This window comes from Onishia niordana, from assembly GCF_004798965.1.
Lineage (GTDB): Bacteria > Pseudomonadota > Gammaproteobacteria > Pseudomonadales > Halomonadaceae > Onishia > Onishia niordana.
In genome coordinates this window covers 29,541-56,207 of sequence record NZ_SDSD01000008.1, presented here as the reverse complement: position 1 = coordinate 56,207, position 26,667 = coordinate 29,541, and the positions used below count along the sequence as shown (strand labels likewise).

The following is a 26,667-nucleotide window of genomic DNA, read 5'->3' as shown; positions in this document are numbered from 1 at the left end:
TTAATTTGCGGTGTCGTAATTGCAATTTTAAGTGTCGCGTCGATGTTGTGGAACCCTGCCGGCAATGACCGCCGGCACGGGTTGTTGTGACGCAGAGAAGACGAATACGTCAGCCAGTGGGCATGTACGTGTAGCGAGCGAAATGGCTCATCAGGCGGGTGTCTCGCCCGACATGCGGGTAGCAGCGACGGTCGCTGAGTCAGCAAGGAGCGTAATCGGGGGATTAAAATGCTTTTAATCAGTCGCTTAGCTGGGAGAGTCGTTCGATCACCGCGGGCAGTTCGCGGGCATGACGAATGGCGTGGGCACCGTCGGGCGTGATTTCTTCCTCAGGGAAGTGGTTGAGATGCACCACCTGCATGCCGGCGGCGAGCCCGGCTTCCACGCCCACGGCGGCATCATCGATCACCACACAGCGACTGGGTGGATAGCCCATGGCCTCGGCGGCCTTGAGGTAGAGCGCCGGGTCGGGTTTCCAGACGCCCAGGGCATAGGCGCTGAACAGGCGGTCGCCGAAGTGGTGTGCCAGCTGGGTGCTCTGCATGGCGCAGCGGATCTTGGCCTCCGGGCCGTTGGAGACCACGGCGCGGGGATAGGCGGCGAGTGCCTCCAGTGCGTTCGGCATGCCATCGACCGCCTTGAGCTCGGCTTGCATGCGCGCCGCCATGCGTTCACGCATGGCGGCTTCCATATCTTCTAGTTGTTGCTCGTCGAGAGCCCCGAAGCGTGCCTCGAGTGCTCGAACGATGGAAAGGAAACGCACGCCGCGAAACTCCTCCATGTATTGCTGGGCGCTGAAGGGCAGGCCGAAGGGCGTCAGGACCTCCGCCATGACCTCGGCAAGCAGGATCTCGCTATCGACCAGGGTGCCATCGGAGTCGAACAGCAGGCATAGGGGCGGCGTCATGAAAACCTCGCGGGAGCAGAATAGGACGGGCCCACCTCGTGAGCCCTTGGAAGATCAAACAAAGTCGGGTGCGATCAGACGCGGAATCGCCAGTACCAGGTCTGGGTAGACGATCAGCAGCACGATCACCGCGAGCATTACCGCCAGGTAGAGCAGGGTGGTGCCTAGCGCCTTGAGAAGCGGAATGCCACCGATCTTGGCCGAGATCATCAGGCAGAGTCCATAGGGCGGGGTGATCAGACCAAGCCCCAGTGCCATCACGCCGATGACCCCGAACTGGACGGGATGCACCCCGGCCTGCATGGCCAGTGGCTGGAAGATGGGCGCCATGATGGCCATCGCCGGCAGCGAGTCCATGAAGGTGCCGATCAGCAGCATCACCGCGGTCATGATCAGCAGCAGAACGATCGGGTCGTTGATGCTGACGCCCGCCATCAGCTTCGGGGGAATCTGATAGAAGCTGATCAGGTAACCAAATATCGCCGCGCCGACCAAGCTGAACAGTGACAGCGAACACAGGCGCACGGTGTCGGTCGAGGCGTTGAGTACCTGACGCGGGTTGAGCTCCCGATAGACCACGAAGCCCAGCACCAGGGCATACAGCACCGCGATGACGGCGGCCTCGGTGGGGGTGACCAGTCCCAGCGTGATGCCACCGATGATGACCACCGGAATGCCCGCGGCCAGCAGGCCGTCCTTACCGGAGCTCATCAACTCAGCAAGTGACGCCCGCTTTCTCACGGGTACCTGATAGCGGCGCACATACCCCATGTTGAGTGCCAGCTGCGCGCCGCCGATCATCACCCCGGGCAGGATGCCGCCGAGGAAGAGCCCGGCGATCGAGGTGTTGGTCAGCGCGCCCCAGACGATCATATTGATCGAAGGCGGGATAATGATGCCCATCACCGATGAAGCAGCGGTGACCGCCACGGCAAAATTGACCGGGTAGCCCTCGCGCTTCATGGCCGGAATCAGCACGGTGCCGACGCCGGCGCTATCGGCGGTGGACGAGCCTGAAACGCCAGCGAACAGCATGCTGACCATCACGTTGACGTGGGCCAGCGCACCCTTGAAATGGCCGACTAGGCGCATGCACAGGGTGATCAGACGGTCGGTGATGCGGGCGGCATTCATCAGATTGCCGGCCAGCAGGAACAACGGTACGGCGAGCAGCACGAAGGAATCCATGCCGTTGTACATGCGCTGGAACATCACCCAGTAGGTGAGCCGCGGGTCCAGGAAGATGATGCCGACAGCGGTCAGCACCAGGGCCATGGCGATCGGTACACCGGCAACGATCAGCACACCGAGCAGCGCGAACAGCAGCCACGGCAACACGAAGATCCAGTCCATGGGGATCATGAGGGGCTCCTGTCATGGTCGGAAAGGGTGGGGGGAAGATCGCCGAGGGCAGCGGTGCTCTGATCGCTGCTTTCGAGCACTGCGTCGAGCTCGTTGGGGGTGTTAAGGGCAGCTTCCATGCGGGGCATGCCTTCGAGCATGGCATGCAGTAATCGCTGGGCGCTGAACAGCAGGATGAAGACACCGCTGACCGTGAAGGCAGAGTAGACGTAGATCATCGACAGGCCGGAGGCGGTGGCGCTGCGCCGGAGGCCTGAGAGGGCGAAGTCCTTGCCGTAGACAATGAAAATGACGCCCACCGTCAGACAGGCCAGGTCTCTGATCCAGCGGGTGATCAGGTCCGCCCTCGAGCCGCGCGGGAAGGCCTCGAGCACGAAGTGATCGGCGTGCAGCACCCCCACCGCGGTGCCCAGCATGATCATCCACTGGAAGGCGAAGCGGCTGAACTCCTCGGTCCAGTACAGTCGCGGCATCAGCGGCAGGTTGCGACTGACGATCTGGTAGATGATCAGCAGGATGAAACCGGCCAGCAACGCCAGCAGAATCAGGTAAAGGCCACGTTCCAGGAGCCGGTTGAGGCGTGACAGGCCGTGAAGCAGAGTCGGCATGACGCTGTCCTCGGTTGGGAATGTAGAGAAGATGCCGGGACCCCAGGGCCCCGGCACGGCCATTATTCGGCGTTAATGATCTGCTGGTGGAGCTCGGTCAGCCCCATGTCTTCGATGACCTCGGCCAGGGGCGCCTTGACGATTTCCTGCATGCGCTCACGATCGAGCTCATGCAATGTCGCGCCTTCGGCCACCAGCTGATCCAGCGCCTCGCTATCCTGCTTGAGCTGCACTTCGCGAGCGTAGTGGGCGGCTTCCTGGGCGGCGGCCATGACCGCCTGCTGCTGCTCGTCACCCAGGCGATCCCAGGCCATCTCTGACATGGTCAGCAGGCGCACGGTGATATCGTGCTGCGAGAGACCGATATGGGGCGCCACCTCGTGGAAGCGCATGCGATGGATCCACTCGGCTTCGTTGAGCAGGCCGTCGATAGCGCCTAGCTGCAGACCGGTGTAGATCTCCTTCCAGGCCATCACGGTGGGTTCTGCCCCCAGCGCCGACCAGGCGGTGATCAGCGGTTTGGTGGGGTTGGTCCGCAGTTTCATCCCCTCGATATCATCGAGGTCTTCCAGCGGCCGCGTGCTGACGATCTGGCGCTTACCGCCGCCGAAGAAGGCCAGTATCTTGACGCCGGTTTCCTCGCTGATCTGGTCCGCAATGTCTCGGCCGACGTCGCCATCGAGGACGGTATGCCAGTGCTCGACGTCACGGTACAAGAACGGGATCGAGAAGACGTTGGCGGTCGGCGAGAAGTCAGTGATCAGCCCCGGGTTGATGATCGACATATCCAGTGCGCCAGCCATCTGCTGCTCGAACATCTCGGTTTCATGGCCAAGCACGGAGTTACCGAGGATCTGGACGCCGATCTCGCCCTCGCTTTTCTCGTCAATCAGCTCCTGAAATTTCTCGGCGCCCAGCTGATAGGCGGTGTCTTCGGTGCCACCGTGGCCAAAGCGCAGGTCGAATGCCTGAGCGGTGCCGGCGATGCCCAGCGCGGCGGTCACAAGGGCGCCGGTCAGCAAGCCGCGCGTCAGGGCGGGGAGTGCTTTTGGATCGATCCAGTTCTTGGTCATGTCGATACCTCTGGGAGTTCGTTGTTGTAGTGATTGACGGCGTTGGAACAGCTCCCGAGCGTCGGGCGCTGCTCAGGGGGGTGAGCCAGCTGTGGCCGGCGACGTCGCGGGAGTCTCTGTTAATGAACCACCACAGGACTCGCGAACCTGGAGCCGGGGGGCGAGCACGACTTGCTCGCGCGCCCCGTCGGGGTCGGCAATGCGACGCAGCGCTAGTCGCGCTGCCTCCTCGCCGATGGCGTAAGGGTGGGTGGCGACACTGGTCAATGCCGGGTCGCCAAGGGTCGCTTCCTCGACATCATCAGTGCCGATCACCGCGCAGTCCTGCCCCGGTGTCAGACCCAGGCGCTTCAAGCCCAGCATGGCACCGAAGGCGACCAGGTCGTTGTGGCAGATCACCGCCGTGGGGCGGGGCGCCTCGCGCATCAGCGTTTCGATCAGCTCAAGGCCCGCACTTCGGGTCACGTTGCCCCGGATCAGACGCTGATAGTCGAGGCCGTGATGGGCCAGTGCTTCCGCGTAGCCCTGCCAGCGCTCCTGAGTCGCCGAATGCTCGGCATAGCCGCCGAGAAAGGCGATGCGCCGATGGCCGAGGGCTACCAGATGGTCAACGGCCTGATGCACGCCGAGGACGAAATCGCTGCTGGCGTAGTCAAAGGGTGGGGCGCCGATGTGGCGCAGTACCTGGACACAGGGCAGTTGCCACTCGGCCAGGGTATCGATCAGCGACGGCGGCGTCCCCTCGGCCGGACACAGCAGGATGCCATCGACGCTATGCTCACGCATGCGTTCGAGAAAGCGCTGCTGGCGCTGTGGTGAGTCCTCGCTATTGGCCAGGAATGAGACGTAGCCTTCCTTGTTCAGGGCCGCATCAATGCCCGCCACCATGGCGCCGAAGAAGGGATTGGCGATGTCGTAGACCACGACGCCGAGCGTCGAGGTGCGGCTGCCACGCAGGGCGGCGGCGCCGCGGTTGTAGACATAGCCCAGCTCCTTGATTGATCGCTGCACCTTGAGGCGGGTGCGGTCGGCCACCAGCGGGCTCTCGCGCAGGACCAGCGACACCGTCGAGCGAGACACCCCTGAATGCGCAGCGATGTCCTGCAGCGTGATGCTGCTGGAGTCGCGACGGGGTGATGGGCGAGCGGTGTCTTGGGCCATGTCGTACTCCGTGGTGAACGGGAAACTGCATCTTTTTGGATGGGTCTAAATCTAGAAGATCCCCTGGCACCTACCAACTCATCTTTAGTCTATGATGGCCGTCCAGTGGGCAGCGACGGTGGTCAGCCAGTACCACGCTTGACTCACTGGTAAAGGTTTCATGCATGCTCACGGCCATACCCCGGCCACGGCGGTATGTAGGCCGGGCCGGGAAAGCGGTAGCGCAGGCAGGCGGCCAGCCAAGGGCCGCCAGGACGGAGTCAGTCGTTCAAGAGTTCGACATTGACCGGGCTGACCGGGCGCTTGCCGCTTAGTGCCAGGGTGATGTTATCGACGGCTCTTTGCGCCATGGCGGTGCGCGTTTCCACCGTTCCCGAGCCGATGTGCGGAAGCGCTACCACGTTGGCCATCTGTGGCAGAGGCGAGGTCTCGGGCAGCGGCTCTTGCTCGAAGACATCAAGGCCCGCGGCGCGGATCTCGCCTTGCTCGAGTGCCTCGATCAGAGCCTTCTCGTCGACGACCTTGCCACGCGAGATATTGATGAAGATGGCCGAGTGGCGCATGAGCGCGAACTCGCGGGCGCCGATCAGTCGCTCGGTCTCGGCACTCAGGGGCACCGTGACACAGACGAAGTCGGCGGCTTCAAGCAGTTCGTCGAACTCGCAGCGTCGCGCGCCCAGCTCGTCTTCCAGGGCTGGCTTGGGCGAGGCATTGGAATAGAGAATACGCATGCCGAAACCCAGTGCGCCCCGGCGGGCGATGGCGGCGCCGATACGGCCAAAGCCCACCATGCCGAGCGTCTTGCCGTGAACATCGGAGCCAAATTGCGCCTCGCCGATGCTGGCTTTCCAGTCACCACGCTTGACGAACTCCGCAAGCTCCACGGCACGCCGTGCCGTCGACATGATCAGCAAGAAACCGGTATCGGCGGTGGTTTCGGTCAGCACGTCCGGGGTGTTGCATAAGAGAATGCCGCGCCGCGTCAGCTCCTCGACCGGATAGTTGTCATATCCCACCGAGATGCTGGCAATGGCCTCGAGGTGCGGCGCCTTGTCGAGTAACGCCGGTGTGACCTTGAGGCCGGCCCCCACCAGGCCATGCGCCTGCTCCAATGCCGCGAGGAATGCCGGGTCATCGGCAGATGCCAGTGGATCGAAGTAGTCGACATGGAAATCACGGCGCAACTGGCCGAGCTGATCATCGTTGAGGCGGCGAAACGCCACGATACGCTTTTTCATTTAAGACTCCTTATGTACGAGGGACTCGGCTCACTGGCCTTCGGGTGTGTCGCTACTGGCTTCCAGGCTCGCCAGCTGGTCTCGATGCGGCAGGCCTTCCATGTCGCCGCGAACCTGCACTGCCTCGGCGCCGATCAGGTTACCGCGTCTCAGGGCCTCGTGGGGCGCGCATCCGTCTAGCAGGGCGCTGATCACGCCCACCGCGAAGCCGTCGCCGGCGCCGACGGTATCAACGACTGTCGGCACGGGGATGCCGGCTATCGTGAAGCTTTCCTCCTGGCCGCCCAGTACGCCGCGGTAGTAGCTGCCCTCGGGGCCAAGCTTGATGATCACCGCCTTGGCGCCACGCTCAAGATAGAAACCGGCGATGTCATGAGCCGTTTCCAGCCCGGTCAGGCGTTGACCCTCGGCGAGCCCCGGCAACACCCAGTCGGCCTTGGCGGCCATGGCATTGAGGGTGCTGGCCATCTCGGCCTCACTGTGCCAAAGGCTTGGCCGCAGGTTGGGGTCGAAGGAGATGCTGGCGCCTGCCTCGCGTGCCTTGTCGAGCATGTGAAAGGATAACTCGCGGCAGCTCGCCGACAACGCCGGGGGAATGCCGGTGGCATGCAGATGGCGCCAGGCACCGACGTCCACCGCGGTTGCATCGCTCGGCGAGAGCTGGCTGGCGGCGCTGCCGTGGCGCCAGTATTCGACGTGCGGGTCGGCGCCATCTGCGGCGCGTGCCTTGAACACCAGGCCGGTCGGGTGGTCCGGGTCATTGATCAGATGGCGGCAGTCGAGGCCCTCGGCCTCCAGGGTGCGGCGAATATAGTGCCCGAAACTGTCATCACCGACCCGACTCAGCCAGCCCACGTGGAAGCCCAGACGGGCAAGACCGATGGCCACGTTGGTATCGGCCCCGGCGATGCGGCGCTGGAAATGCTCGACCTCGGATAGCGTACCCGGGTGCTCGGCGACGAACATCGTCATCGCCTCCCCGAAGGCGACCACCTCGGGTGGCGTGTCGTGTGATGGCATAAAGGCTCCTCTTGTCTAGGCGTGAGGTGTTGTTGGTGGAAGGCTTAAAGGGGGCGCAGTCGGTTGAACTGCTCACGGGTCACATCCACCAGCGGCGATCCTTGCAGGGGATATTCGATAGCGCGGGTCACGCCCGCAGGGAAGTGCGCCAGCAGCGCTCGCCATTCGGCCAGCTCCCGGTCGTCGGGCACGCTGGCGTGGAGCCTATCGCGCTCGACACTCACGCCCTTGCAATGCAGGTAGCGCACATAGGGCCCCAGCGCCTGAGCGGCGGCCAGCGGGTCGACTCCTGTCCACTGCCAGTTGCCAATATCAAAGGTCATGTACAGCGGGCAGCCGGCGGCCTTGGCATCGGCAAGAATCGCGGCCATCGGTGCGAGGGTGCCGCCTTCTGCCGTCTGGTCATTCTCGATCAGCAGCAGTGGCGTGGCAGTACCGTTTAGCGCCTCGCACAGCTGCTGCCAGGCGGTGGCGCGACTGGCGGGCGAGGCATCCGAGGCATAATGGCCAAGCGAGAACTTCACGGCCAGCGCCCCCAGGCGCCGGCTTTCCTCCAGACGCGTCATGACGCCGGGCGCCAGGCTGTCGCCGTGCCATAGCGCGTCGGCGGCAGAGTAGACCACGCCCAGCGAGGCATCGGCGCCTGCCCGCCCCAACGCCTCGAAATCATCGAAGCCATCGGGCAGCAGTTCCCGACGGATTTCCACGCCGTCGGCGCCGGCCTCCTTGAGCCAGGGCAGAACGGCCGCCTGGCCGTGTTCGGCGATCAGCGAGTGACCGAATGCCGAGGTGGCGACCAGTACCGCGGCGCTGTCCGGACTGGCCGACAGGTGTGATGGGAACGGTACCATCGAGGCGCGTGGCGTGGGTGATCGAGTGGTCATGGGGTGTCTCCTAGATGGCGGCGTGAGGCGCTAGGCCATGTCTGAAAAGTGTCTGCGCTCGGCTATACGGCGTTAAAAATTAGCTCAAAATACTCATTTACGGCCTGTAAACTCCGCTTTTTCGCTGATTTTTGCCTTGTCTATCCTTCGCTCGTCGACTTTTCGGACAAGCCTAGCGAGGCGTGAAAGGTGCGGGGCGTTGGGTAGAGCCGCGCGACATCAGCTGCGCCTGATACTGGATGCGCCGCGGCGGTGCCGTGTTGCCGCGGTGCTCGAGGCGTTGCAGCAGGGCCTCAACGGCGGCACGACCGATACCCTCGGTGGGCTGGGCTAGCGTGGTGATGCCCGGCGTGACCAGATCGCACCAATCGAGTTCGTCGATGCCCATCAGCCCGGTTTCGCCTAACACCACGCCCTGAGCCTGTAACACGCGCGTGACGGCAAGCGTGACATGGCCATTGGCGCATAGCAGTGCCTTCGGCTGCTGGGAGGGGGCGGCCAGAAAGTCCCTGATGGCGTGCTCGAGTGCGGCATGATCCTTGTCCAGCGACAGGCTGGCCGCCTTGCCCTCGAGTCCGCGCACGACGAGCTGCTGCTCGAAGCGCTCTTGGCGAATCTGGCGGGAGCTTGCCTGCGAGGTGGGTTCGCTAAGATAGAGCAGGTCGCCGTAGCCCTGGGCCGAGAGGTGATCCAGTGCCATGTCGATGGCCCGTGCATTATCGAGGCCGACCTCGTCGGCTTCGAAGTCACCCAGCGAGCGGTCCAGCAGCACCAGCGGCGTTCCCTGCTCGGCAATCTGCTTGAGCTCGCGGCTGGGCTGGCCGGCAGCGTTGATCACCAGGCCTTCGACCCGGTAGGCGGCAAGCAATGCCAGATGATCGCGCTCCTGAGCCGGGTCGTTGTCGGTATTGCACACCAGTAATGAGAAACCGCGGGCCCGGCAGGCCTGCTCGACCCCATGCATCACCGCCACCGAGAAGGGGTTGAGAATATCCGCCACCAGCATGCCGATGAGCCGTGAATGGCCCCCCTTGAGGCCACGAGCCATCTGATTGGGGCGGTAATTCAAGCGCTTGGCGGCACGGGCGATGCGTGTCTGCATCGTCTCCGACAGGCGATCACGTTCGCTGCTGAAGTAGCGCGATACGCTGGTCTTGGAGACGCCGGCATCGCGGGCGACTTCCAGGATGGTGGCACGGTTGGGGTTGTCGGCCATGAAGGGGTCGACCTCGAATGGGAACGTTACCATCGTAGGTTTGCTAGCGGTCGGAGGGCAAGTTTTCAGGGCTAGACAAAGGTCGGGTAGTGGGTCGTTTTCCGGCCCGTCTCAGGTGAGATGTGAGGCGGACTCAGCCGGAGGTGAACAGTAATGACAGCACGCCTGCCAGGTAACAGGCGGCAATGGCCACGCTCTCGAAGCCGATGCGCCCGGGGCCTTGGCGTTCGCGATGAATCATGCCGACCATCAGGATGGCGGTCATCAGTAGCGATAGAGCGACCCACAACGCCACCGGGTCGGGGATGGCGTGATAGATCGACCCGCCTCGATAGGCGACGTCCGAGGCGGCGACGAAGAGGGTGTCGAAGGCGTTGCCGCCGATGATGCCGGCCACGGCCAGGGTCAAGGCGCCACGCCGGACGGCGGCCACCGAGGTGACCAGTTCCGGCAGGGAGGTGACCACCGCGGTCATCAACGCCCCGACGACGGACTGGCCGATACCGGTCTCGGTGGCGATCACCGAAGCGGCGCGCTCAAGCACCCAGCCGCTCGTGGCGAGGGCCAGTGCCAGGCCCAGGAAACTCAGCCACAGCGTTAGCAGCGAGCGGGTCGCGGCCTGGTCGTCGGGAATGTCGGGTTGGGTATCGCGGGTTTGGGCGGGGCGCCACATCGGGCTGTCCTTGGTGCGGTCGGCCAGACGCAGCCCGAACAGGTAGACCACTACCAGTAGCGGGGTCACCGGGTGTACCTGCCACAGGGTCCACTCGGGGGCGAAGCGCCCCACCAGCACCAGTGCCAGTAGACACAGCAGCAGGCTACCCTGCACCAGGTTGCCGACGGAAGCGGCGGCGTGCTCCAGATTGGCTCGTCGATGGACCATATCGGCGATGGTAAGGAACAGGGTCTGTACGGCTATACCGCCCAGCGCATTGCTCATGGCGAGGGTCGGATGATCGGCAAGCGCGGCGGATATCGATAGCACCAGCCCTGACAGCGAGGTGGCAAGCCCCAGCAGCACGGCGCCGGCGATGGCCTCTCCGAGCCCGGTGCGGTCGGCCAGGTCATCGACGATATGGGCCAGGCGCGTGCCCGCCACGCCGATTACCAGCGTACAGCCGATGGTCAGGATGATGGCGGTGCTGAGGGATAGGTCGGTCAGCAAGTAAGGACTCGTCAGTCAGAGTAGCGTGGTATACCGCGCCCTTGAGTATATCGCTCGCAATGAGAAGCGCTCTAGCATGCCGGCCGTGGAGGTGGTGCTAGGCTATGAAAACGGCGTGCTCGCATGCTAGGTATGGGTGAGTAAAGCCACAACAGTTCACCCCTTTAACTGGAGGTCGTCAAGCCATGAAAAAGCATCTGCTCTGGTCGGTGGTCGGCTATACGGCCGTCATCGGCGCCAGCCTCATGACGCGCCACACCGCCCGTGAGGCCTACCGCAAAACGGCCGGGAACCCCCCACCGGAGAACCCCGGACGTCGCGATACCCGTTGGCATGAAGCGCTGGCCTGGGGCATGGCGAGTGGCGCCCTGGTCGGGGTGGCTAGGGTGGTAGGCCAGCGGTTGGGCGACGAGGCGCGTCGTCGGGGCGAGCGGAGCCGTCCTAGGCGTGCCCTGAAGCATCTGGACGACTAGTTAGTCGTTCGAGTCTGTCTCTGCAGCGCTTGGGGCCGAGTGGCGCTCGCCTTGCTCGATCTTTTCACCCGCTGGCGAGACCAGGTACCAGGCCGCGCCCAAATGGGTGACATCTTGACCAAGGGCGTCGCCGGCTTCCTTGTCGCCGCTGAAGAAGTAAAGTGGCCAGCCGGCGTAGGTTACCTGCCGGGTGCCGTCCTCGCGCTCAATGGTGCTCAATTGCTCGGCATCGAGGCTATCACCGGCCTTGGGCGCCTTGCGCGAGGTGAAGGGAGGCCAGGCGATGGCGCAGGAATGATCGCAGTGGCTGGCACTCCCCGGTTCATCCATTGCGAACAGGTACAGGCTCATGCCCTCGCGGTTAGTGAGGTAGGTGCCATAGTCGGCCTGCTGGCGCGTCTCGAGTCTTGCCTGCTCGACCGGTTGGGACACGCTCTCAAGGTCCTTGGTGGCCTCTGAGGCGCTCTGCCCAGGCACGGTGTCATCCACCTGCGTCTCGGATGCCGCCTGCAGGGTGGTGGAGGCGGCCGCCAGCAGCAAGGTCACGATCATGATGGCCGACTCTTTTATCGTCATCTGTGCCTTCATTTCGCTCTTCCGTGTGATGAGTTCATTTCTACTGTAGGACAAGCGCCGCGATATCGTCTTCCCGGACCCAGCAAACGATACGGTGCGTCGACAGCAACGTGGTGGGGGTGAACGGGAATCAAAGAGAGCATCTTGGCTGCCGGGCAGACTGGTCAGTGCTGGGGCGGCATGAGCTAGGCTGATGGCACGGCTTTCTCTTCCCGGTTCCCCATTGCGAGGTCCAGATGATTCGACGCCGCTCGACGCTATCGCTGCACGCCTTTTTGATGCTGGCACTGCTTTTGTTGATCACTGCAGGGTGGGTCGCACCGCGCGCAGCCCACGCTCAGAACAGCAACACCGACGCCTGGGACAGCGGCGGTCACATTGCCCTGATGCGCCACGCCCTGGCGCCCGGTACCGGCGATCCGGCGGGCTTCGCGATTGATGACTGCGCCACCCAGCGCAACCTTTCCGCTGAAGGCCGTGCCCAGGCCCGCGCCATCGGTGAGCGGTTTCGCGCATGGGATATCGAGGTGAGTGAAGTGCGTTCCAGTCGCTGGTGTCGCTGCCTGCAAACCGCCGAGCTGCTTGGGCTTGGCGAGGTGATACCCACGCCGGCACTCGATTCCTTCTTTCGCGACCGCAGCGCCGCCGACCGGCAAACCCGCGAATTACGCGAGCTGATCGAGGCCTGGAACGGCGAGGGCACGCTGGTACTGGTCACCCATCAGGTCAACATCACCGCGCTCACCGGCGTTTATCCACGCTCCGGCGAGATTCTGGTGCTGGCGCCCGAGGATGGTGCGCTCAAGCTGGTGGGGCGGCTTGAGAACTAAGGCGGGTCCGTCAAAGCATCGGGCAGAGATGCCCAAGGCGTCATTCAGGCAGGTTATTGCAGTTGTCGCGATACAGCGGGGCATCGCCCAGCGCCAGGCGCTCGGTAGCGGTGTTGTAGTAGAAACGGCCGCTCTCGTCGCTTGAAAGCGCATAGTCGCCGCACACGCCATAGCCCTTGTTGACCCGCGCCAGGTGGGAAATCTCGGCCGGTTGCTGACTGTCGAGGCGCTCACCGATCAGCTCGGCAATATGGGCATCGCGTTCTGCCTCGGAGTAGGCCTGGCCGCCGAAGATCAGGCCGGCAACAACGAGGATGGCGACGACGGGAATCCAGAGGTTATGCATGGCGGTTCCAAAAGAAGCGCCCACCGGCGAGGGCCGGTGGGCGGGGAAGGTCGCTTACTTCACCTGCGGATCGAGTTCGCCGCGCTCGTAGCGCAGGAACATTTCTTCCAGGTTGAGCGGCTTGATCTTCGAGGCATTACCGGCGGTGCCGAAGGCTTCGTAGCGGGCGATGCAGACATCGCGCATGGCGCTGACGGATTCCTTCATGAACTTGCGCGGGTCGAACTCGGCCGGGTTGTTGGCCAGGAAGCGACGCACCGCACCGGTGGAGGCGAGGCGCAGGTCGGTGTCGATGTTGACCTTGCGCACGCCGTGCTTGATGCCCTCGACGATCTCGGAGACCGGCACGCCATAGGTCTCGGGGATGGCGCCGCCGTGCTCGTTGATGATCTCGAGCCACTCCTGCGGCACCGAGGAAGAACCGTGCATCACCAGATGGGTATCGGGGATGCGCGCATGGATTTCCTTGATGCGCTGGATCGACAGGGTGTCGCCGGTGGGCGGCTGGGTGAACTTGTAGGCACCGTGGCTGGTGCCGATGGCGATCGCCAGGGCATCCACGCCGGTCGCCTTGACGAAGTCGGCGGCCTCTTCCGGGTCGGTGAGCAGCTGCTCCATGTCGAGCTTGCCTTCGGCGCCGATGCCGTCTTCCTCGCCGGCCATACCGGTCTCGAGGCTGCCCAGGCAACCCAGCTCGCCCTCGACGGACACGCCGCAGGCATGCGCCATCTCGACGGTGCGACGAGTGACGCCGACATTGTAGTCGTAGCTTGCCGGGGTCTTGCCGTCCTCACCCAGGGAGCCGTCCATCATCACCGAGGAGAAGCCGAGCTGGATGGAGCGCTGGCAGACGGCGGGGCTGGTGCCGTGGTCCTGGTGCATGGCGATCGGGATATGCGGAAATTCCTCGATCGCGGCGAGGATCAGGTGGCGCAGGAAGGGCGCACCTGCATACTTGCGGGCGCCGGCGGAGGCCTGAACGATGACCGGGGAATCGGTCTTGTCGGCCGCTTCGAGGATGGCACGCATCTGCTCGAGGTTGTTGACGTTGAAGGCCGGGACGCCGTAGCCGTATTCGGCGGCGTGATCCAGCATTTGGCGCATGCTGATAAGTGCCATGAACTCACCTGTTGTACATGATGACGGCGTGGCCTTGGCCACGCCGTGAGGATCAAAGGATGTGGGGTGTGTGGCTTACTTCGCAGCCTCGAAGGCGTCGCGCAGGGCCGTGACGGCAGGCAGGGTCTTGCCTTCCACGTATTCGAGGAAGGCGCCACCGCCGGTCGAGATGTAGGACACTTTATCCGCGATGTCGTACTTGTCGATGGCCGCCAGGGTGTCGCCGCCGCCGGCGATCGAAAAACCGTTGCTCTCGGCGATGGCCTTGGACAGCGCTTCGGTGCCTTTGCCGAACTGATCGATCTCGAACACGCCGACCGGGCCGTTCCAGAGGATGGTGCCGGCGTCCTTGAGCAGGCCGCCCAGGCGCGACGCGGTGTCGGGGCCGATATCGAGGATCATCTCGTCGTCTGCCACCTGGTCGACCGGCTTGGTCACCGCTTCGGCGGATTCCGAGAACTCGGTGGCCACCACCACGTCGGTGGGCAGCGGAATCTCGACCTTGGCCATCAGTGCCTTGGCCTGGTCGACCAGGTCGGCTTCATGCAGCGACTTGCCGACGTTGTAGCCTGCCGCGGCGATGAAGGTGTTGGCGATGCCGCCGCCGACGATCAGCTGATCGCATTTCTCGGCGAGCGCGGTTAGCACGTCGAGCTTGGTCGAGACCTTGGAGCCGCCGACGATCGCCACCATCGGGCGAGCCGGGTGGGCCAGTGCCTTTTCCAGGGCCTCGAGTTCACCCGCGAGCAGCGGGCCGGCGCAGGCGGTCGGGGCGAAGCGGGCCACGCCGTGGGTCGAGGCCTGGGCGCGGTGGGCGGTGCCGAAGGCGTCCATCACGAAGATGTCGCAGAGCGCGGCGTACTGCTTGGAAAGCGTCTCCTCGTCTTTCTTCTCGCCTTCGTTGAAGCGCACGTTCTCGAGCAGCACGACCTCGCCTTCGGAGACGTCGACGTTGGCATCCAGGTAGTCCTTGACCACGCGCACCGGACGCTCGAGCAGCTCGCCCAGACGTTCGGCGACCGGCGCCAGGGAGAACTCCTCGGCCGGCTCACCCTCGGTGGGGCGGCCCAGGTGGCTCATTAGCAGCACCTTGGCGCCTGAGTCGCGGGCGGCCAGGATCGTCGGCAGGCAAGCACGCAGTCGCGCATCGCTGGTTACCTTGCCGTTCTTGATCGGCACGTTGAGATCTTCGCGGATCAGCACGCGTTGGCCGGCGAGATCCATATCGGTCATCTTGCGAACATTCATCGGGGCAGAGTCCTCTGGGTTGCAAGTCAGGTGGAAGAGGTGAGGGCGATGATTAAGCCGGGGCCTCGAGCCTTGCCAGCCGCTCGGTGACGTCGAGCATGCGGTTAGCGAAGCCCCATTCATTGTCGAACCAGCAGAGCATCTTGATCAGCCGGCCGCCGGCGACGCGGGTCTGGGTGGCGTCCACGATACCGGAGCGTGGGTCGTGGTTGAAGTCGACCGAGGCCATGGGTTCCTCGGTATAGCCGACAAGCCCCGAGAGCCGTTCATGACAGGCCTTCTTGAGCAGCGCATTGACGGCTTCGGCCGAGGTGTCCTGGCGCACACAGATGGCCAGATCCATGGCCGAGACGTTGATGGTCGGCACCCGCACATGCAGGCATTCGAAGCGGTCCTTGAGGTGGGGCATCAGGCGGTTGATGCCGCGGGCAAGACCGGTGTCGACGGGCACGATCGACTGCATCGCCGAGCGGGTCAGCCGCAGATTGGTCTGGTGGTAGGCATCGATCACCGGCTGGTCGTTCATCGCCGAGTGAATAGTGGTGGTCACGCCATGCTCGACCCCCAGTGCCTCGTCGAGCATGGTCAGCACCGGCACCAGGCAGTTGGTCGTACAGGACGCGGCGGAGATGATGCGACAGTCAGGCGTCAGGTCGGCGTCGTTGATGCCGGTGACGATGGTGGCATCGACATCGCTCTCGGCGGGCTGGGAAAACAGCAGGCGCTTGGCGCCGGCATCCAAGTGGCGGCTTGCCGTGGCGCGATCCTTGAAGCTGCCTGAACACTCGATCACCAGGTCGATATCCAGCTCGCGCCAGGGCAGGTGATCGGGGTCGGGCTCGCTGAGCACGCGAATCGGCCGCTCATTGATGTAGAGATGACCGTCGCGGCCCTCGACGTCGCCGGGAAAACGCCCATGGGTGGTGTCGTAGCGGGTCAGGTAGGTGATGGTGTCGAGATCGGAGAGCTCGTTGATGGCCACCACCTCAATGGCCGGCGCGGCTTCGTGCGGCCCGGCGTCAGTGACAGAGCGGTCATTCGGTGTCTGGGCGTCATGGGCCTGGCGCTCGGTCAGGGCGCGCAGCACGCATTGGCCGATACGGCCATAACCGTTGATGGCGATCCGATAGGCCATGGGACGAGGCTCAGGTTCCACGATGTCGGGTCCACTCACACGAAAAACACACGAAAACGGAAGAACGCGCCCGTCGGGTACGCTCAAGGCAACAGAGGGGCGATTCTAGCGCAAAAGCGTCTCCCCTGCAGGGCAGAGGGCGCCAGGCAACTGTCTGGTTAACGACTCAACGACTCGCTAGAGGCCAAGCAATTGCCAGGCCAGTGGCAGACACAGGGCCGTGAGAATGCCGGTCAGGCTCATGCCCAGTGAGGCGAAGGCGCCAGCGGTGGGGCTGATCTCGAAGGCGCGCACGGTACCGATGGCGTGACCGTTGACGCCCAGCGTGAAGCCGAGGATACGATGGTCACGAATGCCCAGTGGTGCGGCCAGCAGGCTGACCGCCAGGGTCGCCATCACGCCGGTGATCAGAAGCCCGCCCATCAGCAGTGGCACCGAACCGTGCAGCGCCTCGATGATGCCCAGGGCGATCGGTGCGGTCACCGACTTGGGGGCCAACGAGGCCATGACCTCGGGGCTGGCGCCTAGTGCCCAGGCAAGCGCCACCGAATAGCAGCAGGCAAGTGCCGCCGCCGGAGGTAGGCTCAGCGCCAGCGGCTTCCAGAGTGCCCGGATATGATGCAGCTGCTGGTAGAGCGGGACACCGAGCGCCACCGTGGCCGGACCCAACAGCAACATTAGCCAGTCGGCACCGCGTTGATAGTCGGCCACATCAATCGACAGCCCCCACAGGCTGGCCGCGACCAGTAGCGCAGCCAGTAACACGGCAGGGCACCAGCTGGGGCGCCCGAGGCGCTCGACGAGCCATAGCGCCATGAGGTAACCGGCGAGCGTCAGGCCGATGGCCGACAGCGGACTCGAAAGCAGCGCCTCTCGCAGCTCGATCAGGGCGGCGCTCATGAGGAGGTCTCTTGTGGCGTTTCTGTACGGGGCGCGGCGGGCATGCAGCGGCGCATCAGCAGAAGCGTGGTCAACACGCTGGCGAGTGTGCCACCCACCAATGCCACCGCCACGGCAAGCCACTGGCCGGCGAACTCGTCGGCGACGAAGAACACGCCGACCACGCCAGGCATGATCAGCATCGCCAGCAGGCCGATCAGTGGCTGACTGGCGGCAGCGATATCTTCGAGTCGCCCGATACGCAGCAACAAGGCGATGGTCAGCAGGAGCATACCGACCACACCCGCCGAAATGGGTAGGTCGAGCAGTACGACCAGCGACTCGCCGGCGAGCCAGAACCCCGTCAGCCATAGAAACCCACGCAATAATGCGATCACCACCTGCCTCCTGAATGCCTTCTTACCGGGTCGATATGATGCCTCGAGTGGCGAGAAAAATCTCTTGGTCATCGGTTGGCGGCGGTGGAAACGTTGGGCGTGAGGCGCCTCATTGTTGTGCGTAACGAGGGTGGGCGGCTTAATTAGTGGCGCACGGAGTGTGCAAAAAGTCAGGTGAGAGCCTTTCGGGTGCTTGTGGTCGCGACGCTGCTGGCTACCATGAAGGGGCATCTATTTCTGCCGCAAGGAGCGAATCACCATGAGCGAGACCGCCAAGATTCTCGGCGATGAGGCGAGCTACCTGCTGGAGCATCGCTGCAGCACCATCCCCCACGAGCAGCTGCACCTGCCGGGACCGGACTTCATCGACCGGGTCATGACCGATAGCGACAGGAGCCCTCAGGTACTGCGCAACATGCAGGCGCTTTACAACCATGGCCGGCTGGGCGGCACCGGTTACCTGAGTATCCTGCCTGTCGATCAGGGCATTGAGCATTCGGCGGGTGCATCTTTCGCGCCCAACCCGCTGTATTTCGATCCGGCCAATATCGTCGAGCTGGCCCTCGAGGGGGGCTGCAATGCCGTGGCCTCGACGCTTGGCGGGCTCGCCTCGGTGGCCCGGCGCTACGCCCACCGCATTCCCATGATCTTGAAGCTCAACCACAACGAGACGCTGAGCTACCCGGCGATGTATGACCAGACGCTATTCGCCCAGGTCGATCAGGCCTTCGACATGGGCTGCGCCGCGGTGGGGGCGACCATTTACTTCGGGTCGCCGGAAAGTCGTCGTCAAATCATGGAGATCAGCGAGGCCTTCGAGCGGGCTCATGAGCTTGGCATGGTCACCGTGCTATGGGCCTATCTGCGCAACCCGGACTTCAAGCAAGACGGCACCGATTATCACCTGGCCGCCGATCTAACCGGCCAGGCCAACCATCTGGCCGCCACGCTCAAGGCGGATATCGTCAAGCAGAAGCTGCCCGAGACCAACGGTGGCTACCGCGATATCGGCTTTGGCCATACGCACGATAAGGTCTACAGCGAACTGACCAGCGACCATCCCATCGATCTCGCCCGCTACCAGGTGGCCAACTGCTACCTGGGGCGCGCCGGGCTGATCAACTCCGGCGGTGGCTCCAAGGGCGCCTCCGACCTTGGTGAGGCGGTGCGTACGGCGGTCATCAACAAGCGCGGCGGTGGCATGGGGCTGATCTCCGGGCGCAAGGCCTTCCAGAAGTCGATGGCGGAAGGCGCCCAGCTGCTCAATGCCATCCAGGATGTCTATCTGGACCCGCAGGTGACCATCGCCTGAGGGGCGATAGCCGGCGGCGGCTGTCTTCCGGACAAGACGTCCAGGTACAGACGTCCAGAAACGAAGAAGGGCACGGCGTTCGCCGTGCCCTTCTTCGTTTCACTCTCTGCCTGCCACCGCCACCCTTTGGGGTGGCGGTGATGCCGACGACGTGCCTTATTCGGCCTCGGCGGCGTCGTCCAGGAGTTGCTCGGCTTCGCTCACCACGTTCTCGACGGTGAAACCGAACTCCTTGAACAGGTCGCCGGCCGGGGCGGACTCGCCGAAGCCGTCCATGCCGATGATGCGGCCTTCGAGGCCCACGTACTTGAACCAGAAGTCACGGTGGCCGGCTTCGATGGCGATGCGCGCGCCGACTTCCAGCGGCAGCACCGCTTGGCGGTAGGCAGCGTCCTGGGCATCGAAGACGTCGGTGGACGGCATCGATACCACGCGCACGGCATGGCCCTGCTCGCCAAGCTGCGCGGCGGCCTCCATGGCCAGGCCGACTTCGGAGCCGGTGGCGATCAGGATAAGGTCAGGTGTCACCACCTCGTCCTTGAGGATGCTCTCTTTCAGTACATAACCACCGCGCTGGATGTTGGCCAGCTGCTGCTTGGTGCGTGCCTGGTGGTCCAGTCCCTGGCGGGACAGCACCAGGGCGGTGGGGCCTGAATGGCGCTTGAGGCCGGCGTGCCAGGCGGCAGCGGTCTCGACGGCATCGGCCGGGCGCCAGGTCGACAGGTTCGGCGTCGAACGCAGGGTGGTCAGCTGCTCGATCGGCTGGTGGGTCGGGCCGTCTTCACCCAGGCCGATGGAATCATGCGTGAACACATGGATGGCGCGCTGGCCCATCAGGGCCGCCATGCGAATGGCGTTGCGCATGTATTCCGAGAAGATCAGGAAGGTTGCGCCATAGGGCACGAAGCCGCCATGCAGGGCGATGCCGTTGATCGCGGCCGCCATGCCGAACTCGCGCACGCCGTAGTGCAGGTAGTTGCCGCCGGGCTCGTCCTGGCTGATTGCCTGGGCGCCCTTCCAGAAGGTCAGGTTGGACGGTGCCAGGTCGGCGCTGCCGCCGAGCAGTTCGGGCAGCTGCGGGCCCAGTGCGTTAAGAACGCCCAGCGAGGCCTTGCGCGAGGCGATGCTCTCGCCTTTCTCCTGTGCCTGCTCGATCAGCGCTTCGCTGGTCAGGTCGCGGGGCAGTTCGCCCTTGATACGGCGGGTAAACTCGCGGGCCTCGGCCGGGAAGGCCTCGGCGTAGCGTGCAAAGCGGGCGTTCCACTCGGCTTCGCGTGCTTCACCCGCCTGGGTGGCGTCCCAGCCCTGATAGATATCCTCGGGCACATGGAAGGGCGCATGGGGCCAGTCGAGCTGGATGCGGGCCGCGGCCACTTCGTCGTCGCCCAGCGCTGCGCCGTGGCACTCTTCCTTGCCCTGCTTGTTGGGTGCGCCGAAGCCGATGATGGTCTTGCAGACGATCAGGCTGGGACGGTCGTCGTGGCTCTTGGCGAGCTCGACCGCGGCCTTGATCTCTTCGGGCTTGTGGCCGTCGACGTTGGGGATGACGTGCCAGCCGTAGGCCTCGAAGCGTTTGGCGGTGTCATCGGTGAACCAGCCTTCGACTTCGCCATCGATGGAAATGCCGTTGTCATCGTAGAAGGTGATCAGCTTGCCCAGCCCCTGGGTGCCGGCAAGCGAGGCGACCTCGTGGGAGACGCCTTCCATCAGGCAGCCATCGCCGACGAAGCAGTAGGTGTGGTGATCGACGATGGTGTGGCCGTCGCGGTTGAACTGCGCCGCCAGGGTGCGCTCGGCGATGGCCATGCCCACGGCATTGGCCAGGCCCTGACCCAGCGGACCGGTGGTGGTTTCCACGCCCGGCGTGTAGCCGAGTTCGGGGTGTCCCGGGGTCTTGGAGTGCAGCTGGCGGAAGTGCTGCAGGTCCTCGAGGCTCAATTCATAGCCGGTCAGGTGCAACAGCGAGTAGACCAGCATGGAGCCGTGGCCGTTGGACATCACGAAGCGGTCGCGATTGGCCCAGTGCGGGTTGGCCGGGTTATGGCTCATGAAGTCGTTCCACAGGACTTCGGCGATATCGGCCATGCCCATGGGGGCACCGGGGTGGCCAGACTTGGCCTTCTGCACGGCGTCCATGGACAGCGCGCGAATGGCATTGGCCAGTTCGAAACGGGACGGCATTGAAAAGCTCCTCGCCTGCGGCGATCAGGCAACGCCCGGGCGGCTCCGCGCGGCAGGCGGGCGGCTCGAGCATGATGGCGGAATGGCACCGCGGCATGCGGCACGCTGGATTCAGGGAGCGTATTGTCGCCGAGAAGGGCGCAACCATCAATTGCCGTGCCTCGCGAGCTTCTAGGAACCGATGACCGCTGTGGTGTAGAATCCCGCCCCCGAGGCCTCTTGGCCCGTCGCGCGTTCCGCCTGCCATGCGCAGAGGTAGGCGGTGATGCAGCTTCAGCCGCCGTGCTGTGCCCCCACGCCGTTATTCAAAGGCCGTTATTGATAGAGGGTCGAGGACGCCATGAGCGAATACTCCCTGTTTACTTCTGAATCCGTGTCCGAAGGGCATCCGGACAAGATTGCCGACCAGATTTCCGACGCGGTGCTGGATGCCATCATCGCTCGCGACAAGCAGGCACGCGTGGCCTGCGAGACCCTGGTGAAGACCGGCGTGGCCATTGTGGCCGGCGAGATCTCCACCACGGCCTGGGTCGATCTTGAGGACCTGGTGCGCCGGGTCATCCTGGATATCGGCTACACCTCCTCCGACGTCGGCTTCGACGGCGAGACCTGCGGCGTGCTCAACCTGATCGGCAAGCAGAGCGTCGATATCGCCCAGGGTGTCGACCGCTCGAAGCCTGAAGATCAGGGTGCCGGTGACCAGGGCCTGATGTTTGGCTATGCCACCAACGAGACCGATTCCTACATGCCGGCGCCGATCCACTACTCGCATCGGCTGGTCGAGCGTCAGGCGGAACTGCGCAAGAGCGGCATGCTGCCCTGGTTGCGTCCGGACGCCAAGAGCCAGGTCACCTTCCGCTACGGTGACGATGGCAAGCCGGCGGCGGTCGATGCGGTGGTGCTGTCCACTCAGCATGATCCCGAGATCGACCAGGACGAGCTTCGCAAGATGGTCAAGCGCGAGATCATCGAGCAGGTGCTGCCCGCCGAATGGCTGACCGAGACCACCCAGTATCACATCAACCCGACCGGCAAGTTCGTGATCGGCGGCCCGGTGGGGGACTGCGGCCTGACGGGGCGCAAGATCATCGTCGACACTTACGGCGGCATGGCCCGTCACGGTGGCGGCGCCTTCTCCGGCAAGGACCCGTCCAAGGTCGACCGTAGCGCCGCCTATGCCGGCCGCTACGTGGCCAAGAACATCGTCGCCGCCGGCCTTGCCGACAAGTGCGAGATCCAGGTGTCCTACGCCATCGGCGTGGCCGAGCCGACCTCGGTGTCGGTCGATACCTTCGGCACCGGCAAGATCAGCGATGCCAAGATCATCGAACTGATACGCGAACATTTCGACCTGCGCCCCAATGCGATCACGCGCATGCTCGATCTGCTGCATCCGATGTATCGGCTGACTGCCGCCTATGGTCACTTCGGCCGTGAGCCGTTCGAGTCGAGCTACGAATGGACCGACGTCAATGGCGAGGTGATGACCGAGACCTTCACGGCCTTCCCCTGGGAGAAGACCGACAAGGCCGAGGCGCTCAAGCGCGCTGCCGGCATCTGAGCCAGCAGTGATGTAGGCGCTTGATGGGACCCGCTTCGGCGGGTCTCTTGGTTTGTGGCCTCTCAGCGTCAGGTTTGTACCACGGCGCCTCGGTCGGCATGGTGAGAGTCGCATAAGCCACCTATATTAGGGGCACTACCGTGGTTAGGTACCAGTAATGTCCCGCTAAGCTGACCGAGGTGTTGCATGACTCGACCCGCCATGTCTGCTGTGCCCGCCGGCGACCATAAAGTCGCCGATTCCTCCCTGGCCGATTGGGGCCGCCGCGAGATTCGCATCGCCGAAACCGAGATGCCGGCGCTGATGAAGATCCGCGAGAAGTACCGTGCCGCCCAGCCGCTGGCCGGTGCGCGAATCAGCGGCTGTATTCACATGACCATCCAGACGGCCGTGCTGATCGAGACCCTGGTGGCGCTGGGGGCCAGCGTGCGCTGGTCGTCCTGCAATATCTTCTCGACCCAGGACCATGCCGCGGCCGCGGTCGCCGCGGCGGGCATCCCGGTGTTCGCCTGGAAGGGAGAGACCGAGGAGGAGTTCTGGTGGTGTATCGAACAGACCGTCGAGGGCCCCGATGGCTGGGTGCCGAACTTGGTGCTCGACGATGGCGGCGATCTTACCGCGCTCTTGCACGAGCAGCGCCCCGAGCTGCTTGAGGCCATCCACGGCATCTCGGAGGAGACCACCACCGGCGTGCATCGCCTTCACGAGATGCTGCGCGATGGCAGCCTCAAGGTGCCGGCGATCAACGTCAACGATGCCGTCACCAAGTCGAAGAACGACAACAAGTACGGCTGTCGCCATTCCTTGTCCGATGCCATCAAGCGCGCTCTCGATCACCTGTTAGCCGGCAAGCAGGCGCTGGTGGTGGGCTATGGCGATGTCGGCAAGGGCTCGGCGGCCTCACTGCGCCAGGAAGGCATGATCGTCAAGGTCAGTGAGATCGACCCGATCTGTGCCATGCAGGCCTGCATGGACGGCTTCGAAGTGGTGTCTCCCTACCGTGAGGGCCATAACGGCGGCACTGCCAGTCTCGATACGGCGATGCTTGGCAAGATCGACCTGGTGGTGACGGCCACCGGCAACATCGACGCGTGCGATGCCTCTATGCTCGAAGCGCTCAAGAAGGGCTGCGTGGTGTGCAATATCGGCCATTTCGACAGCGAGATCGACACCGCTCACATGCGCCGCCAGTGGCACTGGGAGGAAATCAAGCCGCAGGTCCATAAGGTCTACCGCGACAGCACTCCGGGCGCTTTCGACCCTGAAAGTGGCGACTACCTGCTGCTGCTTGCCGAGGGCAGGCTGGTTAACTTGGGCAATGCCACCGGCCATCCTTCACGGATCATGGATGGCTCCTTTGCCAACCAGGTGCTGGCCCAGATCCACCTCTTCGAGAGCCGCTTCGCCGATCTGTCGCTGGAAGCGCGTCGTGCGGCGCTGACCCTGTCGGTGTTGCCCCGTCATCTGGACGAAGAGGTAGCCCGCTACATGGTCGAAGGCTTCGGTGGCGTGATCACCCAACTGACCCAGGCTCAGGCGGACTACCTGGGGCTAGCCGCAGAGGGGCCCTTCAAGCCGGACAGCTATCGCTACTAGCAAGGCGGGCCAGTTGCTTATTAGGCATCCTCGGCGATGACCAGGCTCCGGCAGGCCGCCAGCACCTCCTCGGCCAGGGCATCGTCACTGAGAGTGCGAGCAATCGCCATACCGCCGATCAGGGTGACGGCCTGTTGCAAGGCGCGTTCGCGAGCCCCTGTAGCGCCATCTGCCTGCTGACAGCGAGTCACGAAGCCCGAGAATAGTCGGGTGTAGGTGTCACGGACGCTGTCGTCCTGCTGGGCAACGTCGCTTACCAGGCAGGCCAGCGGACAATTGATGTCTAGCCCTTGGCGGTGGGCTTCGCTCAAATAGCCGAACACGCGCTGTTTGGGCGTAGCGTTCTCAAGTTGGTCGATATTTGCGTGGGCGGCATGCTGTAGCGCTGCACTATAGAGCTCTCCTTTGGAGAGGAAGTGGGCATAGAAGGCGCCGCGTGTCAGGCCAGCATGGCGCATCACATCGTCGATGCTAACCCCCGTGAATCCCTGCTGGGTGAACAGGGTGGCGGCGGCCTTGAGGATGCGTTGACGAGTACGCGGCTTGTGATCGTCGCTCCACGGCATGGGGGCTTTGCTCCTCGGCTGGTTGAAGGCCCTGAGGTGCACCAGGGCAAGGGGGCAATATGGCATGAAGGCACTATATGTTCTTGAACATATAGTGTCGCGGGCTAGCCTGGCAGTACCCCTACCGATGGAGCGATACCGATGGCGACTTCCGTGCATATCGTCGGCCCCCAGTTCAGTACCTTCGTGCGCAGCGTTCAGCTGTGCTGTGAGGAGAAGGGCATTCCCTACACCCTCGGCACTGAAAGTGAAGGCTGCCCCTTGGTGATGCACTCCTCCGAACACTTTGCCCTGCATCCCTTCGGCAAGGTGCCCATCCTGCTGCATGGCGAGCGGCGCCTGATCGAAACGCCGAGCATCTGCCGTTACCTGGATGCGGCCTTCGACGGGCCCGCCCTTCAGCCCGAAGCGCCCTGGCCGCGGGCGCAGGTCGACCAGTGGACCGGAATACTTGCGCTCTACGTGGATCAAGCACTGGTGCGTCGCTACCTGCTGGAGTTTGTGTTTCCCAAGGGCGAGAACGGGGCCGTCCGCCACGAGATGGTGGCTGCAGCGCAACCGGAGGTGGTCCGCCTGCTGGGCCTGCTGGAGGAGGCGCTGAGCCAGGGCGACTACCTGGTAGGCGATGACTTCACCATTGCCGATGCCCTTGCCGCGCCGATGCTCGACTATCTCGCCGGCATGCCCGCCGCCAAGGACCTGTTGGCCGAGACGCCGCGCCTGATGGACTATATCGAACGCCTGCGGGGTCGGCCTGCCGCGGCTAGGGTGTTGGTGGCGCCGGACTTCACCAGCGTGTCCTAGGCGTTGTCGGTAAGTCGCCGGCGCTCATTGGCGCCACATGCCCTGGTGGCTGGGCCGCTGGGGGCATTGACTGACTGTCACGGCATCGTCACCGCTGCGCCATTGAAGCGTCATGGCGCGGCGTCATTCTGGGGGGGCGTTCGAAGGAGGCCGCCCCCATGACTACCCCGCCGATTGCCCCGACCGACCCCCGCACCCTGTTCATCTCCGATCTGCACATGGGCACGCCAGACTGCCAGGCCCAGCTACTCGATAGCCTGCTGCGCCGGGTGCGTCCCAAGCGGCTCTATCTGGTCGGCGATATCATCGACCTGATCGCCATGCGAAAACGCGCGGTGCTGCCGAGTGCCCAGCAGCGGCTGATGGCGCGGATACTGCGCCTGGCCCGTGGCGGCTGCGAGGTGATCTACATTCCCGGTAACCACGATGCGGCCATGCGTCGGCTGTGTGGTCTCAGACTCTATAACGTGCGTATCGAGCGCCGCGTGATTCACGCGACCGCCGATCACCGACGGCTGTTGGTCAGCCACGGCGATGAGTTCGATACCCATGTGCGCATGGCCCCCTGGCTGATGGCACTGGGGGATGGCATGCACCAGTTTCTGCTGTCGCTGAATCGCTGGTGCAATCACAGCCGTCGTCTGCTGGGGCTACCCTACTGGTCGCTGGCGGGAGCCTTGAAGCGCCAGGTGGGGGCGGCGCGCCGCTACGTCGAGCAGTTCGAGCAGGCAGCGATGCATCAGGCGGCGAGGGAGGGGCTCGATGGCTATATCGGTGGTCATATTCACAAGGCCGGCTTCGCCACGCGCCCGGGCGTTCTCTACTGCAATGACGGTGACTGGGTCGAGCATTGCACGGCGCTGATGGAGGATCGTGACGGTCGTCTCAGCCTGATCGACTGGGAGGGCCGGGTGATTGGCGTGGAGCCTATGGTAGAGCCACGCCCCATGGAGGCAGGGTCGTTGGCGAGCGCCTGATGGCACAAGCGCATGAGCCGCGATGACTTGTG

General features: G+C 64.0%; 26 protein-coding genes. 7 read left to right on the top strand and 19 right to left on the bottom strand.

Annotated elements, in window-relative coordinates:
- Window positions 1–238: 238 nt before the first annotated feature.
- The 10 genes from ETC27_RS14145 to ETC27_RS14100 form a co-directional block, all read right to left on the bottom strand.
- Complete coding sequence (locus ETC27_RS14145) at window positions 239–907, bottom strand: HAD-IA family hydrolase (protein WP_136255661.1); 669 nt, start codon at window positions 905–907, stop codon at window positions 239–241.
- A gap of 54 nt (window positions 908–961) precedes the next feature.
- Window positions 962–2,269: a TRAP transporter large permease gene (locus tag ETC27_RS14140; RefSeq protein WP_136255660.1), complete on the bottom strand. Its 1,308-nt coding sequence runs from the start codon at window positions 2,267–2,269 to the stop codon at window positions 962–964.
- On the bottom strand, window positions 2,266–2,877 hold the full coding sequence (locus ETC27_RS14135; RefSeq protein ID WP_136255659.1) for a TRAP transporter small permease: 612 nt from the start codon (window positions 2,875–2,877) through the stop codon (window positions 2,266–2,268). The genes ETC27_RS14140 and ETC27_RS14135 overlap by 4 nt, the downstream gene beginning before the upstream one ends.
- A gap of 62 nt (window positions 2,878–2,939) precedes the next feature.
- Complete coding sequence (locus ETC27_RS14130; protein ID WP_136255658.1) at window positions 2,940–3,950, bottom strand: TRAP transporter substrate-binding protein; 1,011 nt, start codon at window positions 3,948–3,950, stop codon at window positions 2,940–2,942.
- 72 nt (window positions 3,951–4,022) lie between these two features.
- Entirely contained in the window at window positions 4,023–5,111 is a 1,089-nt protein-coding gene (locus tag ETC27_RS14125; protein ID WP_136255657.1) for a LacI family DNA-binding transcriptional regulator, read from the bottom strand.
- A 260-nt stretch (window positions 5,112–5,371) separates the two neighbouring features.
- Complete coding sequence (locus tag ETC27_RS14120) at window positions 5,372–6,349, bottom strand: 2-hydroxyacid dehydrogenase (RefSeq protein ID WP_136255656.1); 978 nt, start codon at window positions 6,347–6,349, stop codon at window positions 5,372–5,374.
- A 30-nt stretch (window positions 6,350–6,379) separates the two neighbouring features.
- Complete coding sequence (locus tag ETC27_RS14115) at window positions 6,380–7,369, bottom strand: sugar kinase (protein ID WP_136255655.1); 990 nt, start codon at window positions 7,367–7,369, stop codon at window positions 6,380–6,382.
- A 44-nt stretch (window positions 7,370–7,413) separates the two neighbouring features.
- Window positions 7,414–8,253 (bottom strand): sugar phosphate isomerase/epimerase family protein, encoded by an 840-nt coding sequence (locus ETC27_RS14110; RefSeq protein ID WP_240724924.1) that lies wholly within the window; start codon window positions 8,251–8,253, stop codon window positions 7,414–7,416.
- 172 nt (window positions 8,254–8,425) lie between these two features.
- Window positions 8,426–9,502 (bottom strand): LacI family DNA-binding transcriptional regulator, encoded by a 1,077-nt coding sequence (locus tag ETC27_RS14105; protein WP_276605702.1) that lies wholly within the window; start codon window positions 9,500–9,502, stop codon window positions 8,426–8,428.
- A gap of 100 nt (window positions 9,503–9,602) precedes the next feature.
- On the bottom strand, window positions 9,603–10,634 hold the full coding sequence (locus tag ETC27_RS14100) for a sodium:calcium antiporter (RefSeq protein WP_136255654.1): 1,032 nt from the start codon (window positions 10,632–10,634) through the stop codon (window positions 9,603–9,605).
- 185 nt (window positions 10,635–10,819) lie between these two features.
- Between ETC27_RS14100 and ETC27_RS14095 the strand changes: the two genes are divergently transcribed.
- Window positions 10,820–11,107, top strand: a complete 288-nt coding sequence (locus tag ETC27_RS14095; protein WP_136255653.1) for a DUF4235 domain-containing protein — start codon at window positions 10,820–10,822, stop codon at window positions 11,105–11,107.
- On the opposite strand, the gene ETC27_RS14090 is transcribed toward ETC27_RS14095, so the two are convergent.
- Window positions 11,108–11,659, bottom strand: a complete 552-nt coding sequence (locus ETC27_RS14090; RefSeq protein ID WP_168709067.1) for a COG4315 family predicted lipoprotein — start codon at window positions 11,657–11,659, stop codon at window positions 11,108–11,110. It lies immediately after the preceding gene.
- Between the two features lie 260 nt (window positions 11,660–11,919).
- Between ETC27_RS14090 and ETC27_RS14085 the strand changes: the two genes are divergently transcribed.
- Complete coding sequence (locus ETC27_RS14085; protein WP_205742744.1) at window positions 11,920–12,513, top strand: histidine phosphatase family protein; 594 nt, start codon at window positions 11,920–11,922, stop codon at window positions 12,511–12,513.
- A gap of 40 nt (window positions 12,514–12,553) precedes the next feature.
- On the opposite strand, the gene ETC27_RS14080 is transcribed toward ETC27_RS14085, so the two are convergent.
- The 6 genes from ETC27_RS14080 to ETC27_RS14055 all read right to left on the bottom strand — a co-directional run bounded on the left by ETC27_RS14080 (window position 12,554) and on the right by ETC27_RS14055 (window position 17,635).
- Window positions 12,554–12,859 carry a hypothetical protein gene (locus ETC27_RS14080; RefSeq protein WP_136255651.1) on the bottom strand — a complete coding sequence of 102 codons (306 nt, stop codon included), beginning with the start codon at window positions 12,857–12,859 and terminating at the stop codon, window positions 12,554–12,556.
- 54 nt (window positions 12,860–12,913) lie between these two features.
- A complete protein-coding gene (fba, locus tag ETC27_RS14075; protein ID WP_136255650.1) occupies window positions 12,914–13,978 on the bottom strand; it encodes a class II fructose-bisphosphate aldolase in 1,065 nt (354 codons plus the stop codon).
- A gap of 75 nt (window positions 13,979–14,053) precedes the next feature.
- Window positions 14,054–15,226 carry a phosphoglycerate kinase gene (locus tag ETC27_RS14070; RefSeq protein ID WP_136255649.1) on the bottom strand — a complete coding sequence of 391 codons (1,173 nt, stop codon included), beginning with the start codon at window positions 15,224–15,226 and terminating at the stop codon, window positions 14,054–14,056.
- Window positions 15,227–15,278: 52 nt separating this feature from the next.
- The gene (locus tag ETC27_RS14065) at window positions 15,279–16,361 is read right to left on the bottom strand and encodes a type I glyceraldehyde-3-phosphate dehydrogenase (RefSeq protein WP_136255748.1); all 1,083 of its coding nucleotides are present in this window, start codon (window positions 16,359–16,361) and stop codon (window positions 15,279–15,281) included.
- Between the two features lie 177 nt (window positions 16,362–16,538).
- Window positions 16,539–17,261, bottom strand: coding sequence for an LrgB family protein (locus ETC27_RS14060; protein ID WP_136255648.1), 723 nt, complete (start codon window positions 17,259–17,261; stop codon window positions 16,539–16,541).
- Window positions 17,258–17,635 carry a CidA/LrgA family protein gene (locus ETC27_RS14055; protein WP_168709069.1) on the bottom strand — a complete coding sequence of 126 codons (378 nt, stop codon included), beginning with the start codon at window positions 17,633–17,635 and terminating at the stop codon, window positions 17,258–17,260. The genes ETC27_RS14060 and ETC27_RS14055 overlap by 4 nt, the downstream gene beginning before the upstream one ends.
- 262 nt (window positions 17,636–17,897) lie before the next feature.
- Between ETC27_RS14055 and ETC27_RS14050 the strand changes: the two genes are divergently transcribed.
- Window positions 17,898–18,950 (top strand): class I fructose-bisphosphate aldolase, encoded by a 1,053-nt coding sequence (locus ETC27_RS14050; protein ID WP_136255646.1) that lies wholly within the window; start codon window positions 17,898–17,900, stop codon window positions 18,948–18,950.
- Window positions 18,951–19,106: 156 nt separating this feature from the next.
- Here ETC27_RS14050 and tkt read toward each other — a convergent pair whose 3' ends face one another.
- Window positions 19,107–21,131 (bottom strand): transketolase, encoded by a 2,025-nt coding sequence (tkt, locus tag ETC27_RS14045; RefSeq protein WP_136255645.1) that lies wholly within the window; start codon window positions 21,129–21,131, stop codon window positions 19,107–19,109.
- 340 nt (window positions 21,132–21,471) lie between these two features.
- On the opposite strand from tkt, the gene metK reads away from it, so the two are divergent.
- Window positions 21,472–22,692 carry a methionine adenosyltransferase gene (metK, locus tag ETC27_RS14040; RefSeq protein ID WP_136255644.1) on the top strand — a complete coding sequence of 407 codons (1,221 nt, stop codon included), beginning with the start codon at window positions 21,472–21,474 and terminating at the stop codon, window positions 22,690–22,692.
- A 186-nt stretch (window positions 22,693–22,878) separates the two neighbouring features.
- Window positions 22,879–24,288, top strand: coding sequence for an adenosylhomocysteinase (gene ahcY, locus ETC27_RS14035; protein ID WP_240724923.1), 1,410 nt, complete (start codon window positions 22,879–22,881; stop codon window positions 24,286–24,288).
- Between the two features lie 20 nt (window positions 24,289–24,308).
- On the opposite strand, the gene ETC27_RS14030 is transcribed toward ahcY, so the two are convergent.
- Window positions 24,309–24,854 carry a TetR/AcrR family transcriptional regulator gene (locus tag ETC27_RS14030; RefSeq protein WP_136255643.1) on the bottom strand — a complete coding sequence of 182 codons (546 nt, stop codon included), beginning with the start codon at window positions 24,852–24,854 and terminating at the stop codon, window positions 24,309–24,311.
- Window positions 24,855–24,995: 141 nt separating this feature from the next.
- Between ETC27_RS14030 and ETC27_RS14025 the strand changes: the two genes are divergently transcribed.
- Together ETC27_RS14025 and ETC27_RS14020 are read left to right on the top strand one after the other, a co-directional pair.
- Complete coding sequence (locus tag ETC27_RS14025; RefSeq protein WP_136255642.1) at window positions 24,996–25,658, top strand: glutathione S-transferase family protein; 663 nt, start codon at window positions 24,996–24,998, stop codon at window positions 25,656–25,658.
- A gap of 158 nt (window positions 25,659–25,816) precedes the next feature.
- The gene (locus tag ETC27_RS14020; protein WP_136255641.1) at window positions 25,817–26,635 is read left to right on the top strand and encodes a UDP-2,3-diacylglucosamine diphosphatase; all 819 of its coding nucleotides are present in this window, start codon (window positions 25,817–25,819) and stop codon (window positions 26,633–26,635) included.
- Window positions 26,636–26,667: the final 32 nt, after the last annotated feature.

Excerpts from the sequence above, each read along its gene's own strand:
- ETC27_RS14065 (WP_136255748.1), bottom strand. The coding sequence starts at position 16,361 with ATGGCCTATCGGATCGCCATCAACGGTTATGGCCGTATCGGCCAATGC.
- ETC27_RS14135 (WP_136255659.1), bottom strand. The coding sequence starts at position 2,877 with ATGCCGACTCTGCTTCACGGCCTGTCACGCCTCAACCGGCTCCTGGAA.
- ETC27_RS14125 (WP_136255657.1), bottom strand. The coding sequence starts at position 5,111 with ATGGCCCAAGACACCGCTCGCCCATCACCCCGTCGCGACTCCAGCAGC.
- ETC27_RS14145 (WP_136255661.1), bottom strand. The coding sequence starts at position 907 with ATGACGCCGCCCCTATGCCTGCTGTTCGACTCCGATGGCACCCTGGTC.
- ahcY (WP_240724923.1), top strand. The coding sequence starts at position 22,879 with ATGACTCGACCCGCCATGTCTGCTGTGCCCGCCGGCGACCATAAAGTC.
- ETC27_RS14095 (WP_136255653.1), top strand. The coding sequence starts at position 10,820 with ATGAAAAAGCATCTGCTCTGGTCGGTGGTCGGCTATACGGCCGTCATC.
- ETC27_RS14030 (WP_136255643.1), bottom strand. The coding sequence starts at position 24,854 with ATGCCGTGGAGCGACGATCACAAGCCGCGTACTCGTCAACGCATCCTC.
- ETC27_RS14120 (WP_136255656.1), bottom strand. The coding sequence starts at position 6,349 with ATGAAAAAGCGTATCGTGGCGTTTCGCCGCCTCAACGATGATCAGCTC.
- ETC27_RS14060 (WP_136255648.1), bottom strand. The coding sequence starts at position 17,261 with ATGAGCGCCGCCCTGATCGAGCTGCGAGAGGCGCTGCTTTCGAGTCCG.
- ETC27_RS14115 (WP_136255655.1), bottom strand. The coding sequence starts at position 7,369 with ATGCCATCACACGACACGCCACCCGAGGTGGTCGCCTTCGGGGAGGCG.
- ETC27_RS14025 (WP_136255642.1), top strand. The coding sequence starts at position 24,996 with ATGGCGACTTCCGTGCATATCGTCGGCCCCCAGTTCAGTACCTTCGTG.
- ETC27_RS14130 (WP_136255658.1), bottom strand. The coding sequence starts at position 3,950 with ATGACCAAGAACTGGATCGATCCAAAAGCACTCCCCGCCCTGACGCGC.
- ETC27_RS14140 (WP_136255660.1), bottom strand. The coding sequence starts at position 2,269 with ATGATCCCCATGGACTGGATCTTCGTGTTGCCGTGGCTGCTGTTCGCG.
- ETC27_RS14105 (WP_276605702.1), bottom strand. The coding sequence starts at position 9,502 with ATGGTAACGTTCCCATTCGAGGTCGACCCCTTCATGGCCGACAACCCC.
- ETC27_RS14020 (WP_136255641.1), top strand. The coding sequence starts at position 25,817 with ATGACTACCCCGCCGATTGCCCCGACCGACCCCCGCACCCTGTTCATC.
- tkt (WP_136255645.1), bottom strand. The coding sequence starts at position 21,131 with ATGCCGTCCCGTTTCGAACTGGCCAATGCCATTCGCGCGCTGTCCATG.
- ETC27_RS14110 (WP_240724924.1), bottom strand. The coding sequence starts at position 8,253 with ATGACCACTCGATCACCCACGCCACGCGCCTCGATGGTACCGTTCCCA.
- ETC27_RS14090 (WP_168709067.1), bottom strand. The coding sequence starts at position 11,659 with ATGATCGTGACCTTGCTGCTGGCGGCCGCCTCCACCACCCTGCAGGCG.
- ETC27_RS14070 (WP_136255649.1), bottom strand. The coding sequence starts at position 15,226 with ATGAATGTTCGCAAGATGACCGATATGGATCTCGCCGGCCAACGCGTG.
- fba (WP_136255650.1), bottom strand. The coding sequence starts at position 13,978 with ATGGCACTTATCAGCATGCGCCAAATGCTGGATCACGCCGCCGAATAC.
- ETC27_RS14080 (WP_136255651.1), bottom strand. The coding sequence starts at position 12,859 with ATGCATAACCTCTGGATTCCCGTCGTCGCCATCCTCGTTGTTGCCGGC.
- ETC27_RS14050 (WP_136255646.1), top strand. The coding sequence starts at position 17,898 with ATGAGCGAGACCGCCAAGATTCTCGGCGATGAGGCGAGCTACCTGCTG.
- ETC27_RS14085 (WP_205742744.1), top strand. The coding sequence starts at position 11,920 with ATGATTCGACGCCGCTCGACGCTATCGCTGCACGCCTTTTTGATGCTG.
- metK (WP_136255644.1), top strand. The coding sequence starts at position 21,472 with ATGAGCGAATACTCCCTGTTTACTTCTGAATCCGTGTCCGAAGGGCAT.